At 54.2% G+C, this 14,377-nt stretch carries 12 protein-coding genes; 6 read left to right on the top strand and 6 right to left on the bottom strand.

Annotated elements, in window-relative coordinates; genetic code table 11:
- Nucleotides 1–51: 51 nt before the first annotated feature.
- On the bottom strand, nucleotides 52–1,620 hold the full coding sequence (locus OEL83_03740) for a bifunctional glycosyltransferase/class I SAM-dependent methyltransferase (protein ID MDK9706142.1): 1,569 nt from the start codon (nucleotides 1,618–1,620) through the stop codon (nucleotides 52–54).
- Nucleotides 1,621–1,677: 57 nt separating this feature from the next.
- Entirely contained in the window at nucleotides 1,678–2,442 is a 765-nt protein-coding gene (locus tag OEL83_03735) for a hypothetical protein (GenBank protein ID MDK9706141.1), read from the bottom strand.
- A gap of 606 nt (nucleotides 2,443–3,048) precedes the next feature.
- Between OEL83_03735 and OEL83_03730 the strand changes: the two genes are divergently transcribed.
- From OEL83_03730 to OEL83_03720, 3 genes are read left to right on the top strand one after another with little or no spacing between them, the layout of a single operon-like run.
- A complete protein-coding gene (locus tag OEL83_03730; protein MDK9706140.1) occupies nucleotides 3,049–3,906 on the top strand; it encodes a substrate-binding domain-containing protein in 858 nt (285 codons plus the stop codon).
- Nucleotides 3,899–4,690 carry a 4Fe-4S binding protein gene (locus OEL83_03725; protein ID MDK9706139.1) on the top strand — a complete coding sequence of 264 codons (792 nt, stop codon included), beginning with the start codon at nucleotides 3,899–3,901 and terminating at the stop codon, nucleotides 4,688–4,690. Before OEL83_03730 ends, OEL83_03725 begins: the two co-directional genes overlap by 8 nt.
- Nucleotides 4,687–5,595 (top strand): radical SAM protein, encoded by a 909-nt coding sequence (locus OEL83_03720; GenBank protein ID MDK9706138.1) that lies wholly within the window; start codon nucleotides 4,687–4,689, stop codon nucleotides 5,593–5,595. The genes OEL83_03725 and OEL83_03720 overlap by 4 nt, the downstream gene beginning before the upstream one ends.
- On the opposite strand, the gene OEL83_03715 is transcribed toward OEL83_03720, so the two are convergent.
- Complete coding sequence (locus OEL83_03715; GenBank protein MDK9706137.1) at nucleotides 5,519–6,442, bottom strand: phosphatidylglycerol lysyltransferase domain-containing protein; 924 nt, start codon at nucleotides 6,440–6,442, stop codon at nucleotides 5,519–5,521. The two genes, OEL83_03720 and OEL83_03715, sit on opposite strands and share 77 nt — an antisense overlap.
- 212 nt (nucleotides 6,443–6,654) lie before the next feature.
- Between OEL83_03715 and OEL83_03710 the strand changes: the two genes are divergently transcribed.
- Together OEL83_03710 and OEL83_03705 are read left to right on the top strand one after the other, a co-directional pair.
- Nucleotides 6,655–6,972 (top strand): cupin domain-containing protein, encoded by a 318-nt coding sequence (locus OEL83_03710; protein ID MDK9706136.1) that lies wholly within the window; start codon nucleotides 6,655–6,657, stop codon nucleotides 6,970–6,972.
- Between the two features lie 169 nt (nucleotides 6,973–7,141).
- Complete coding sequence (locus OEL83_03705) at nucleotides 7,142–8,293, top strand: ATP-binding protein (GenBank protein ID MDK9706135.1); 1,152 nt, start codon at nucleotides 7,142–7,144, stop codon at nucleotides 8,291–8,293.
- 92 nt (nucleotides 8,294–8,385) lie between these two features.
- On the opposite strand, the gene OEL83_03700 is transcribed toward OEL83_03705, so the two are convergent.
- Nucleotides 8,386–9,075 carry a DsbA family protein gene (locus OEL83_03700; GenBank protein MDK9706134.1) on the bottom strand — a complete coding sequence of 230 codons (690 nt, stop codon included), beginning with the start codon at nucleotides 9,073–9,075 and terminating at the stop codon, nucleotides 8,386–8,388.
- Nucleotides 9,076–9,640: 565 nt separating this feature from the next.
- Between OEL83_03700 and OEL83_03695 the strand changes: the two genes are divergently transcribed.
- The gene (locus tag OEL83_03695; GenBank protein ID MDK9706133.1) at nucleotides 9,641–10,033 is read left to right on the top strand and encodes a helix-turn-helix transcriptional regulator; all 393 of its coding nucleotides are present in this window, start codon (nucleotides 9,641–9,643) and stop codon (nucleotides 10,031–10,033) included.
- Between the two features lie 613 nt (nucleotides 10,034–10,646).
- On the opposite strand, the gene OEL83_03690 is transcribed toward OEL83_03695, so the two are convergent.
- Nucleotides 10,647–12,920, bottom strand: coding sequence for an acetyl-CoA carboxylase carboxyl transferase subunit alpha/beta (locus OEL83_03690; protein MDK9706132.1), 2,274 nt, complete (start codon nucleotides 12,918–12,920; stop codon nucleotides 10,647–10,649).
- A gap of 30 nt (nucleotides 12,921–12,950) precedes the next feature.
- Nucleotides 12,951–14,354: an acetyl-CoA carboxylase biotin carboxylase subunit family protein gene (locus OEL83_03685; protein ID MDK9706131.1), complete on the bottom strand. Its 1,404-nt coding sequence runs from the start codon at nucleotides 14,352–14,354 to the stop codon at nucleotides 12,951–12,953.
- Nucleotides 14,355–14,377 lie beyond the last annotated feature (23 nt).

The following is a 14,377-nucleotide window of genomic DNA, read 5'->3' as shown; positions in this document are numbered from 1 at the left end:
TTCGGTAGAAGCGAGTTATGCAGCGGTCGATAATCGGGCTTCTAGCGGTGATTAAGGAACAGAGCTGGGATTTGTACTGATTTTCGATTGTTTTTCACTGGAAATACGCATGGCACTGGTGAGGAGATAATCAAGGGACGGCTTAGCCTTGAAGATGATTAGAAATTGATAGGCAAAGACCGAAGGACGCACGGCAATCAGCAGGTTATGAATCTCGGTAAAGATACTGCAAAGGGCCTTTGATTTGAAGATTCTCCGGTACTGGATGGGTACCCCGGCCACCTTGACAACTTCGAAATTATTTTGCTGGAAAAGATTTTTTAAAGAACGCAGGGTGAAGAAATGGAAGTGGCCAAAATTAATGATTCCCCGTTTGGTATAGGAGAATCTGCCCAGCATCAATAAGATCCTGGGCAGGATGAAGCCGATATTGCCGACACTCAACACCACCTTGAGCCCCGGATTGCCGCAATAGGCATCCTTCAGGAGTTGTATCAGCTGATCAGGTCGCTGGGAAAGTTCGGTATCGTCGAAGATCACCAGATAATCGACGTCCTCACAGGACGCCAGCTGGGAATTGACCAGCCCCGCCGGCTGGACCGTCACCGTATGGTTCTTCGCCTCAAGGGCGGCAATCAGCCCGCTGCTCGCCTTGCCCATGACAAGGATGTTCGATCTCTGGTCAAGAGACCTGGCAAAGACGGCTTCGGCACCGCTCTCGTCGTAGACCAGATGCTCCGCATCATCGTCGCCCTCGGGAGCACAGTCAAATTTGCGATCAAAGAAGATGTGGTATTTCTGGACCCGCGCCTGCATCGTTGCCCGGCAGACGTCCCAAGCGTATTTCATGCCGTTGACATGGCAGATCTCGTCGCCGTAGAAGGTCGGGATAGACAATTCCTTGATCGACAACTTAGCGGTAATCAGCTGAATGATGATCTCGGTATCAAAGTGGAAATCATTGCTGTTCAGATCAAAGGGTATCTTTTTGAGGGCGGGTATGGAGTACAGCCGGTAGCCGCTGTGAAATTCGCTCAAATGCGATTGCAGCAGGAAATTCTGAAAGGTGGTGAGAATCTTGTTGCCAACAAATTTATACAGTGGCATGCCGCCTTTCAGGGCCGAATTGCCGTGCATCATCCGTGAACCAAAAACCGCGTCGGCCTCCTTATGAGCGAGAACCCTGACCAGGTCCGGCAGGCACTCGGGGGCGTACTGGCCATCGCCGTGCACCAGGGCGACGTAATCAAAATTGTTGCTGACCGCATAGCGAAAACCGAGCTTCTGATTGCCGCCATAGCCCTGGTTGACCGGATTAAACAGCACCGTCATTTTAAAGGGAATGGTGCCGCTGCGTTTTACCAGTTCGCTCCGCTCGAAGGTATTGTCCTGGGAGGAGTCATCGATGATGAGGATCTCTACCTCATACTGTTCCGCCAGACTCGGCGGAATCCGCTTCAGGACATTTTCTATTGTATTCTCAGCATTGTATGCGACAATAAAGATGAGCAGACGGCCAAGAGGGGCGTTTACTGAACTGCCTTCGGCCCGGGCGTTTAGCAAGGCAGGTTGTTGGTCCGTCTCAACAGAATTTGATCCAAACGCAGCGTTATCTATCATATTTGCAGTAACTCATCGAATTGCCAAAAGCAAAGGAGTTGTGCCCCTTCCGCTGTTTCACTTCTTGGTGAGTACCAAATCCCAGCCGGTATTTCTGGCGGTCATAGAGATGGTTGTAAAGTTCTCACCTTGGAAATCACCGACATAGACCGAGCTATTACCATTTCTTATGGTAAGGGTATTGGTCCCCTCGGCAATTGACCAGGTGCCCTGTCCCTCATGGTGAACACCATCATTGAGGACAATACTATAGGTATGAACACCACCGGCTCTTAGATCATAGACACCGAGATATCTCCGTACTCCGTCATGAGAAATGCCCCGGCCGTCCCACTTGCCAACCAATTCGGCGGCAGTCGGATATTTCGGGCCGCTGTCTCCACTGCTGCCGCCGCCGCCAAGAGCAAGCGCGGCGCCGCCGATAACCACCGCAACACCGACACCGATCCCTACCTTGGCAGCAGTTGACAGTCCCTCTTCGCTTTTTTCATCGTGGCCGGCTTGGGCCGCTTGGGCGTGAGACGCATCATTGGCTTTATTCTCACCTGTGGGCTTCTGTTCAGCGCTGACCGCCGGAGTCCCGGTACTCGCCACCGTTGCTTTGTCCGAGGTGCTGCTACTGGCAGTCGCGGGAACCGCCTTCTTGTGGTCATTGAGAATAACGGCCTTTTCTGTTTCCACCTTCTTTGCCGTAGCCGGAACAACCGCATGTTCGGCGGCGAAGGCAACGCCGGAGTTCAGAGGTAAACCAACTAGGCTGACTGCCAACATGCAGCTTATCAGACGACATAATACTTTTTGAGCGACCGTTCTAACGTCCATGAAACAACCTCCAAGACTTGTCAATTCTGCCGGTTCAATACGGTGTTGCAGTTCAGACGCCTTGAATCGACCAATGCTGTGAGTAAAAACTTTACGGTAAAACCCTGAGAGTTGATACAAGCCGCCCGTAAACATCACCCGGCTGCATGTAAATACCCCGTAAAAAAGAAAGGAAAAAACTGCCTTTTACACATTCTTTTCTCCCTTTGCAAGACTATTGTGGACCGGGGACCCTACCAACCAACACAGCAAAACACTGCAATATCAATATTATATCAGACAAAACATGTCCTGCCGAACGAAATACCTGGCTGCACCTTTTCCTTGCAGAAATCCTCGGCACCATCACTTTTTAAAGCTGAGTTGAGCCAGCTTGTCTGCTCGTACGAAACTTATGCCCTTGCGGTATAAAGCTGAGTTGAGCAGCTTGTCTGCTCGTACGAAACTTATGCCCTTGCGGTACAAATAGGTTTTACCAATGGAAAACTCCCCATTCTGCCAGATAAACCAATTAGATTTCCGCAACTTACTATGCTATAGCATTGTTCTTTCGTGACAGCCGGGCCGATACCTGGCAAGGCAAAAAATATGAAAGAGGAAGGAACTATGGATAACAATCCGCAAAGTCATGCGCGCAGGACCTTTTTAAAGTCGGCTGTCGTAGCGACCCTCGGTGCGGCCCTGCCGGCGGGGGTAGCGCAAGCCAGCAGCTTTTCGGCCTCCTCTCTCCAGCTGTGGTCCTGCGGCGGTCTGGCGGAGGCCTTCATTCCGGCAAACGACCTCTACGAGAAAAACAATGGGGTGAAGATACGCTACACCGGGGCCTTCGCCGCGGCCCTCGGCAAGTCGCTCCTCGGCAGCGCCACCACGGAAATCTTCGGCGGCCGGGTCCTCGATCTTGCCAAAAAGCTCAGAAGTACCGGAAAGATGCTTTATTTCAAGCCTCTGTGTTTCACCAGTTATGTGATGATCACCCCGCCGGGCAATCCGGCCGGTATCGAAAAAATTGCCGACATGGCAAAACCCGGGGTGCGCGTCGTTCTCGCCCCTGAAGCCTCGCCGCCGGGAGGCCAGGCAGTGCAAAATCTCCTCAAAAAGGCGGGCATACTCCATCCGGTGACAAAAAATTGTGTTTCGGCAGGTAGTTGTGTGCAACGCACCATGGACGATATTGTCAGTGGCAGGGGCGACGTTTCCATCGTCGAGCTACGCTTGACCCGCATGGCCGCTTTTTCCGGTAAGACCACCATCCTTGCCATCCCCGAGGAGTTTTTTCCCCCGCCGCCTCTTACCTTCACCATCGGGGTCATGAAGGACGCCAAGGATCGCCGTCTGGCCGACCATTACCTGCAATTTATTACCTCGGAAGAAGGCCAGTCCTTTTTTGCCGCCGCCGGCTTTATCCCGGCGATCTCCGACAAGGGCAAGGAACTCATCGAAAGACTGGGGGTGAAAGATGCCTGATTGCCAACCGTGCACCCTGCAAACTCAAACCCTTCTTGTTCAGACCGGGGCGGCGGTCCGGTTGAAGGTCAAGCGACGGCTCAGCCAGCTTTTCATGCTGGCCGTCCTTGGCCAGTGGGCGTTCTACGGTATCTTCCGCTGTCCCTTTCTCGTCCCCTATGTCAGCTGCCAGAACTGTCCGGTGATTACCTGCCACGGCCGGATCGTCAGCATGTTCTGGGGCTTCTGGCTGCTAATACCGCTTTCCGTGGTGTTTTTCGGGCGGGCCTTCTGCGGCTGGGCCTGTCCCGGCGGACTGATCAATCAGATGCTCGGCATGATTGCCCCCTGCAAGCTGCGTGTCCGCAACTTCTTTACCCGGCTAGCACCAAGCGGCAAATACCTGGGGCTTGCCCTGGCATTTGCCGCCTATTACCTCCTCGGCCAGCCGCGTGCCGATGTGCCCATCCGTATCGGTGAATTTTTCCAGTCGGTGCTGCTAACCTTCGAACATGCGAGCATGAACTGGCTGATCCGCACCTTTCTTGTCATCGCCTTGGTCGTCCTGGGGCTGCTTGCCGCCAATTTCTGGTGCCGCTTTGCCTGCCCGACCGGCGGTCTGCTGGAGCTGGTGAAGCGTATCACCCTCTTCAAATTCTATAAAACCAGTGCCTGTAACGACTGCAATCAATGCCTGGCGGTCTGCGAAATGGGCACTCGGCCGGATGAGAAAAACTGCACCAACTGCGGTGACTGTCAAGGAATCTGCCCAAGTAACGCGATCATCTTCGGGCATAAGAAATGACGGCCGGATCACCCGCCATCCCCCTGCAGGAACCGGCCGTTGTCCCTCACCCCTGCTTTCATCCAAAGGCTGCGGCGAAACACGGCCGAATCCATCTGCCGATCGCTCCGGACTGCAACATTCAATGCCGCTATTGCAACAGGGCTTATGACTGCGCCAACGAAAGCCGCCCCGGCGTCACCAGCGCCCTGCTCGGACCGCTGGAGGCGGCAGACTATCTCGATGAGATCCTGACCCGCATGCCCTGGATCTCGGTGGCCGGCATCGCCGGACCGGGCGACGCCTTTGCCGACCCGCTGCGCACCCTGGCAAGCCTTGAATATATCCGGCGCAGGCACCCGGATCTGCATCTCTGCCTGTCGACAAACGGCCTGGCCCTCTACGAACACATCAGTGCCCTCGCCGAATTGCGGGTCGGCTTCGTCACCGTCACCGTCAACGCCGTTGATCCGCTGATCGGGGCCAAGGTCTATTCATCTATTTCCTGGAAAAACAAGAAGGTGGCGGGAACTGATGCGGCGGCACTCCTCCTTGACCGGCAATTGGCGGCAATCGCCCGCCTCAAGGCCCGGCAGATTGCCGTGAAAGTCAATACGGTGGTCATCCCCGGGATAAACATCGACCACATCCCGCACATCGCCAGAATAATGGCTGGCCTGAAGGTCGATCTGCACAACCTGATCGCCCTCATCCCCGTGCCGAAAACTCCGCTTGCTTGGCTGAAGCCCCCATCCCGGGAGTTAATGGCCTCGCTGCGGCGCACCGCCGGACGGTATCTGCCACAAATGCGTCACTGCATGCGTTGCCGGGCCGACGCGGTGGGCCTCCTCAGTCCGTCCCCGCCGCTGCCGCAACCGGCAAGGTCGCCGTGTATTTCTCAACAAAGCCTATCGGCCGGTAGCTGAGCTTGGCATGGCGGAGGCCCTCCTGCCCAAGGTCCTGCTCGCGGTTGAGGGTCGTGTAGGGGTCGCTGATAATCGAGGCAAAGGCCTGATTAACGAATTGATACAAGCCCTTATACCGATTCAGGGCCTTCTCGAAGTGGATGACGAAGCTGGTGCCACAGGCCAGTTCCTCGCCCAGGGTGTAGGCAGCGGGCTGATCGTCGACGTAGTAGATGCCTCCGCAGAGTTGTAATTCTTCCCCCCTTTCCAGTGCCTCGCGGGCAGCGGCATAGTCACCCAGCGAGTCGTGTTCATCTTTCCACGCCTCGAGAATCCCCAGGGCGTCGGGCAGATATTCCTCCAGCAGCGGCCGCCCCTCGTAGCGGTGATTGCTGAGAAAGGCCTTGATGAGATTCCTCTTCTTCATAAACTTCCGGCCGGTCAACTCAGCCAGCTCCTGGCGGGAATACAGGTAGTCAAAGTTATCCCGATCCGGGCTGACCGCCAGACCCATGGCCAGAAGGGCCGGTGTCTGAGTCGTGGAAACGCATTTCATCCGGCTGTTATCGGCCAGGAGCATTTCAAGCGTTTCCCGGTCCGGCAGGGCAAACGGTGCCATAAAAAACCGCCGGTCGCCGTCCCGTCCGAGGATAATCAGCGTGCCATCGGCCAATCGGGACAGCCGGTAGTGATGTTCCTCCCGAAACAGGTAGATATTGGCAAAGGTGAACTCCGATATCCCCTCGCACAGGGCCTGGAATAGCGGATGCAACAGCGGCCGCATCGCCAGGGTCACCGGTGCGGCGTCAGGATACAGGGGAATTGTCGCTGAAATCGTTTCTGGGAAGGAAATCGGTACCATGGTCATAATTGGCTGGAGTGGGTTGAGGGTGGCAGAGCATCATGGGACTCCAAGCAGAGGCTATACCGTTCTGTTCATTTCGGCAAACAAATTTCCTGAAAAAGGAGGTATTATCTCCCCCAAGGCTGGCATGTGCCCTTCCTTCGAGTAAGGCAGTATGACGGCAATGGCACGACATTCACCAACACCTCGAAAATATCGACAAAAAGGAGCAAGACATGGCATTCTGGCATTTGGACACCCTGCAACTCGCCCAGTTTCGTCCTGGGATAACCAGCAAGGCGGAAATCGGCAAGGGTCTGATCATGGTGTGCATGGAGATCGGAGCGGATCAGGCGGACACCGGCCATGACCATCCCTTCGATCAGTGCGGCATGGTCATCGAAGGGCAGATCGAGATGTTTATCGGTGCGGAACACAGGATTCTCACCGCCCACGACAGCTATTTCATCCCTGCCGGCATCCGCCATGGCTGGAAGACCTTCGCTGGTCCGGTGAAGCTGCTTGATATCTGTCAGATGCAAACCGCCGCATAGCAGCTTCTGGCGGCGAAGGAGCTGAAAAGCTTTGTCTGCCGGTATTGGCAACCGGCACCTGCCCCTGCTTCAGGTGGAGAGATCCACCAACCGGCAATATCTTGTTGATGTAACCTAAACATTGCAAATTCGGATTGACATTCCGAATTTGCAAGGATACGCTCTCTTTATGATACCACGCCCATTTTATAGTGAAGCCATTTCACGAGCGCTGCTGCGTTCTCCAGTCACCGCCCTGCTCGGCCCTCGCCAATGCGGGAAAACAACACTGGCTCGGCAGATCGGCCAAGAGCGGGAAGGATATTATTTTGACATGGAGTCGCCCGTTGACCGGCAGCGTCTCCAAAACCCCGAACTGGCGCTCGGCTCTCTAACTGGACTGGTAATTATTGATGAAATTCAACTTGTTCCCGAACTATTCAGCATTCTGCGGGTGCTAACGGATCGCCCTGGCCAGGCTGCCCGCTATCTGGTGCTGGGGAGCGCGTCTCCCCATATCATCAAGAGTATTTCGGAAACCCTTGCCGGTCGGATCGAGTTTGTTGACTTGTCCGGATTCAATCTTGCGGAAATATCGCCGGAAGGGCGAGACCGACTCTGGTTGCGGGGCGGTTTTCCACGTTCGTTTCTCGCCGGCAGTGAGGCGGACAGCCTTGCATGGCGGGAAGGATTTATCCGCACCTTTCTGGAACGCGATATCCCGCAACTTGGGATAACCATTCCCGCTACGGCCATGCGCAGGTTCTGGATCATGCTGTCGCACCTCCACGCGCAGACATGGAACGCCTCCGAATTAGGTCGCTCCATGGGTCTGTCGGACAAGACCGTGCGCCATTACCTGGACATCCTCACCGGCACCTATATGGTCAGGCAGTTGCAGCCTTGGCATGAAAACCTGAAAAAACGCCAGGTAAAATCCCCTAAGGTTTACCTGCGCGATACCGGCCTGCTGCATAGCCTGCTGAATATTCCCGGTATGGAAGAACTCTGGACACATCCGCGGCTCGGCGCATCATGGGAGGGGTTCTGCCTGGAACAGGTGGTGGCGGTTTTGAACACGCAGGAGGTTTATTTCTGGGCCACCCAAGGTGGAGCGGAGTTGGATCTGCTTTTCTTCTCGGGGGGCCGGCGGTTTGGCGTGGAGTTCAAGTTCAATGAAGCGCCGAAGGTTACCAAATCCATGCTGAGCGCTCTGGCGGACCTCTCACTGGCTCATCTCTGGGTGGTGTATCCCGGCGCGGCGCGCTACGCTGCTCATGAAAAGATCACCATGCTGCCGCTGGCGGCAATTGCTAGCCTGCCTGGGGAGATATTGCAATAGAAATGCTCCACTTGTTTAGATAACCAGTTCACGCTCGCACGGATGTGAACTGGTCAATAACTTGTTGGCAAGCCCCTCAGACCGATTTTCGATTAACAGCCCTTTCCGAGTTCACACGCTGGTCCTGATTTGCTGTTTTCTATTTCCTTGCTCCCGGATAAAAAATTGTCCAGGGATTTGCTTACTATCTTGTGTTCGGAGTAGCCCTTCATGAGCAGAATTTTCTCTTCACCTTGTTGGATCACGATCATTGGCAGAAGCGGTTTTTCAAAAGACTTGGTGTAGTTAATGTCTTGTTCCAGCAGGTCGTCAATGGCCTCTGAATTATAAACCTGATCAAACTTGTTTGGATCGAGCCCCATATTCAATACAATACTTTTGAAGGTTTCCGGGTTGGTGATGTCACTGCCCTCCTGGTAAAAAGCCTTTTGTAATTGTTTTTCAAAACCGAACAATTGATCCTGGTAAAGATGGCGGAAGGTGACCATAGCTCGGCAGGCGGGTTCTGTATTAAAAGCAAAATTCATGTTGTCCACCAGGTCAATGTCAAATTTACGACCTGTTTCCAATTCAACAGTTTCCCAGTAACCGCAAAGCATGTCCTTGAACTCCTCATTCATAGGTGGTTCATCCGGCCTCAATCGAAGCCCGCCTGCGATATAGGTAAAGCGGAAATTGTTTTCGAATTCGCTTTTTATCCTGTCAAATATCGGAGAAAAGGCAAAACACCATGGACACATGGGATCGGAAATATAATGAATGATTCTTTCTTGACTGGTCATTGAAGTTTTCCTTGAAATTTGATCTTGTGCAGTTATTGATTGTTTAATATAAATTACGATGGCTCGGTTGGACGCATGTAACCAATAAGTCTGCCGACTCAGATCAGCCAGCGAAATAGGGCGAATGCATGCCCTTGCTTGCCTCTGCCGCGACGTCACCATCGAACAGTTTGACGGTGAGGCTTGCATTTGCGGCCTTGGCAAAGTCGGCTAGCATCCCCTCCGCATAAGCCCGAGCGTTCTGTAATTAGTCGAACTCATAGAACCCACCAATAGTGTGAGTATTGATGCCGCTCAAACACGTTTTGCTGCGCAGTCCTGGCACGGTGTGGATGGCAGGATTAGCTTCAGTCCAAATACCCTCAACAAAGGGGGCGGAAACCTGAAATTCGGCATAGAGAAATACTCAAATTGGTTCATTCATAATGTGCTCCTTCTACTCCGTTGCTTGGCATGGGAAACTTACTATAAGGCTGTAGCTGCTCCGTTGTTGTTAACGATAGCCCACTATAATGGCAATAGTGATGATTGCACAAGTACGCACCTTTAGGTAACATTTAAGATTATGTTCGGTCCAGCTAATCCATATAATCTAAACTGCCCTTCACGCGAAGTACTGAACCTGATCGGGGGTAAATGGACGATTCTTATCCTCTGCTGTCTCCAGTATGGCCCAGTGCGAACCGGTGAATTGATGCGTATGGTTGGTGGCATCTCGCAAAAGATGCTCACACAAACCTTGCGCGACCTCGAACGCGATGGCGTCGTAGAGCGTATCAGCCATCCTGAGGTACCTCCTCGTGTCGAGTACCGACTCACCGAGCTTGGTCGATCTTTGAGCGAATTAGCACACGCAATGGAACAGTGGGTTGTTTTGAACTATCCTGCGATCCTGTCACATAGAAACCGAATGGCAGACAACTCCGCTACCAGCTCACATTTTAAGTCAAGCATCTAATTTTTAGCTTGTATGAATCCTTGAATTCCATGGATATGATGCTAAAATCCAATATTTACATTCTGCGGACAAGCTACAGGGTGGCGAGACAGTTGAAAAGAATCTTCGGACATTGTGTTCTGATTGTAATTTGGGACGATCAAATAAAGAATAAGCTTAACAAGTTTCTGCACCGGATTTTTACTCCGCCAGGTCTCGTAAAAAACAGTTTGCTCAAGCATTCATGATGACTGCATTGCCAAAATCGCGGTACTTACCCGATGTCGCAATTCAAAAGACTTTCGCCTCGCTTGGCTTACTCCTTGGCCAACTTCACAGATAAACACGCCTTATAGGGCCGTGATGCCTCCCAATTACTCACAACACAACCAGTTTCTTCGTTAACCGTCGTATAATGTCAAAAAGTTAGACACCAACGCACCGACCTAACCAAGCTACATACATTGTAGGTTACCAAAAAAGCATCTTAGGGCGTGGTGACGGTGGGTGTGAGGAATAGGCGGGGATGACGCTCTAAGAGGAGCCGATATTTACAAAGTCATTTGCTTTTGCAGCGCTGTTGATGCCCGTGCCCCCCCTGGCCGACAATAGCCAGAGGGGGACACGGTACAGATCAGCGATAGTAGAGACTTGGGCTGCCCATGGTGAGCAGGGCCTTGTGGAGATTTTTTCTGAATTCGCGGCGGTCCCAGATTCCCTGGATGTGGCCGCGCTTCAGGGCATTGCGGGCCGAGTGGTAATCCGGGGGGATGTCGGTGCCGGTGGTCTCGCGGATGACCCGGGGACCGGCAAAACCGACGCGGCTCGACCTGATAGCGAACTGATAGGGGGAGCAGCCGAGGAACGAGGCAACCGGCCCGGCGTAGGAATTGTTGTCGTACACCACGATATACAGGCCGCCGGCATCGATGTATTCCCGTACCGCCATGGTGCACTTAGGCATCTGCACGACCCCGAGGGTCCCTTCCTGGATGCGGATGCCGCCGGTCGTGTGGATATAGGCAAGCAGTGGCCGCTTCTTACGTTTGGCGAGGGCGCAGGCCTGGGCAAATTTCTCGCCTTCCGCCGAACCGACCGTGCCATTGCGGAAATCGGAATAGAGCATGGTGACGATGATCTCGATGCCGTTGACCCTGGCACGGAAGGTCATATTGCCCGAGCGCCAGCCGGTCTTGTCCTTTGCCCGCTGCAGCCGCTCGGTAAAGCCGGTGTAGTTCTGGGGATTGCCGGCGGATATCTCGGTATTGAAATGCTTGATCGAGCCGGGATCGAAGATATTCTTCAGATACCACTTATGCTCCAGGGGGAAATGATGGCCGCAGGTCTCACAGACCCCGGCAAATTCGCCGTAGAGATCGGGAATCCACAGGTCCTTGCAGCCGTGCTTGTCGGCGTTGGGACAGGAGATGGTGCGATCCTCATTGGCCAGCGGGCTGGTGTAGGTGTCGGTCAGCTCCATCGGGTCGACCTTCTGCGCCTGCCCCTCCTGCTGACCGCTGGCACCTAAATAGGCAAGAAGGCGTTGCGGCTTGCTCTTCTTTTTACCCCACAGCTCCATAAAGGAATTGAACGGCTCGGTAATCCGTCTGATCATCACCGAACTTTCCCCCGTCACATCACTCAGTACCTTACGCACTTGGCGTTTATGGTTCTTCATGATGTCGTAACGCAGGGTGTAGTAGAGCTTTTCGGTCTTCACCTTGGCCAGGTTGTACAGCCCCTCTTCCGCCTCGACCATGCCGATAAAGCCGTTCCGGGCAAGTCCCAGGTATTTTTTTGAGCGCAGGGCGAGGAGCTTGTCGATCTCGTCGCGGTTGAGGTCCCAGGGAATCTCCAGTTGCAGTTCCTCGGTGGCCGGCTGGTGTTTCTTCCGGTGAATCTCATAGCTGCGCAGGGCACTGAAGCTCTTGGCGGAAAGCACCACCTTGTCGGTGGCCCGGAGCATCTCGGCACGGAGCTTGGCAAAAAAGGCAAAGTCATCGCGGCGCGCGCCGAGCATCGGCTCGTAGATGATCCGGTCGATGGTGCCCTTCTCCAGGTTGTCCTTGGCGGTCAGCTTCAAGCGGTCGGCACAGACCTCGATCAGCTCCTTGGGAACCTTGGCACCCTCGCGGATCTTGCCTTCGATCGCCGCCGCCCCCTCCGGGGAAATGACTGAATAATAGCCGTGCGAGGCCATCAACCGGTAATCGGAGAGGCCGATTGCCTCCGCCCCGCCGGAACCGCCCTCGGAGATCATCGAGATCATCGGCACGCGCAGCTTGGTCATGGCGTAGATATTCCTGGCAATCTGCTGGGCAGCGCCGGAGCCCTCCTCCACCGGAAAGGAGCCGGGGGTGAAGATGTAGAAATGGATGGGAATGCCTTCCGTTTCGGCGACCTGCATATAGCGCAGGGCCTTTTCGTTGCCCTGCGGCCGACACGAACCACCGTTGCGGAACTCCTCACCGTGGCCGGTTTCCTGACCAATGACCATGACCGCCGAGGTATAGGGCTTGTTCTTGATCCGCCGGGTGATGGTGGCCTTGGCGCAGATCATCGCCGGATCGACGTTGGCGTCACCCTCGCCGCCCAGCTCGGTATAATCCTCGTAGACGTTTTCGAGGATGTCTTTCAGGCTAAAGCGCTGGATGCTGCGGACAATCCGCACCCGCTCCATGGGGGTGAGGTTTTCCTCGGCCCGCTCTTCAAGAAAGCTGATTGATTCGTTGAGTTTACGAATCTCCACGCCGAGATTCTCCTCAGAGTAGTCATAAATTGTCTGTTTCAGCTGATCACAGGTCTTCTTGAAGCCGTCAAGATTGCCCCAGTTGGAGTAATCCTTGATCTGCAGCAGATAATTGATTCGCTCTTCTATTTTCAGAAGCTGCTTTTGGAGTTCTTTCATAATGCTACTATAGTATGTCCGAAACCGGCCCTAGAATGCCAGGAGCCGGCCGAGATTATTTTTCAGGTAATCGAGGTTGGTGATGATCGGGTTGTTGCTTGAATCGGTACCGGCGATCACCGTCTCACTCAGGAATTGTACGGCCTTGTCCTTGGCGTCATCCACCGAGTCGCCCCACACCAGGGCAAGGGCCAGATTTGGGTCGAAATCGCTGGGAATGGGATACGGCCGGTCAAAGGGCACGTGGGTATACACCACCGACCAGGGGTGGGTTGGAAACTTGAATTCCTTGATCGTGCCGATCCACGGGGCAAAACCACGCCTGGTGTCCTCAGCGACGATCCGCAACTCAATGGCGGCACCCTTGAACTTCACGGCGCTCTGCTTATAGCCGAGCCGGTCGCCAAGGCCCAGGCGAATCTGCTCGCGAATCAGATTGGGCTGTTCGCCGCCTATATAGCTGATCCGCGCCGAGATATCATTTTCGACCTGAATACGGGTGTTTACCTCAAGGAGATAGGGCTGGCCGGTCCTGCTGACGATCCATTCCCAGGTGCCGACGTTGTCATATTTGACATGGTTGGCAAGCTTCAGGGAATACTGGACAATCTGGTCAAGGACCTTCTTCTCGTCAAATTCGTAGTCAAAGGCCGAGCGGTGAAAACCGGGTGCCGCTTCCACCCTTTTCTGCCGTCCCGTCGACTGAATGGTGCAGTTTCGTGAACTGAAGTGGATGCGCTCACCGTGCTTGGAGCAGACCAGCTGAACCTCCAGGTGGTTGTAGTCGCGCAGGCACTGTTCGATGAGCACGCCGCCATCACCGAACTGGCGTTTGGCGTAGTTCTGCAGCTGCCGGTAGATCCTCCGGAACCGCTCGATCTCGGTAACCTCCTCAATGCCCATACCGCCGCCGCCGGCCGCCGCCTTGACAAGGACGGAGGGTTGATCGACACCGTTTATCCGCTGGGTTTCCAGGAGCTGGCCGGCGATTTCCTCCGCCTCCATCTCATTGTAAATCGGTGTGTCGGTGCCGGGAATGGTGGGAATACCCAGCTGATTGGCGACCCTTTTAGTATTGATCTTGTCGCCAAGATCGCGGATTACCTCCCAATTCGGCCCGATGAAGGTCAAGGCCCGCTCCCGCTTGGTGGCCCTTCTGGCAAAACGAAAATCCTCGGAGAAAAAGCCGTAGCCGGGATGAATGGCGGTACAGCCGGTGTGATCGGCCACGGCGAAGATGTCATTTGGTTCGGTGTAGCTGGTAATCCGCCAGGCATTTTGCCCGGGACCGCCGGTGATGTTCTGCCGGACATGTTCCGAGTCCTTGTCGGCATCGGTGTAAACAACGACATACTCAAGACCAAGATCCTTGCAGGCGTTCATGATCCGGATGGCAATTTCGCCACGATTGGCGATGAGAACCTTTCCTTCCAATCTTTTCCTCACTGAAAATGATG

It is taken from the genome of Desulforhopalus sp. (genome assembly GCA_030247675.1).
Taxonomy (GTDB): domain Bacteria; phylum Desulfobacterota; class Desulfobulbia; order Desulfobulbales; family Desulfocapsaceae; genus Desulforhopalus_A.
The sequence above is the reverse complement of the archived record's forward strand: the minus strand, read 5'-3'. Positions and strand labels throughout refer to the sequence as shown.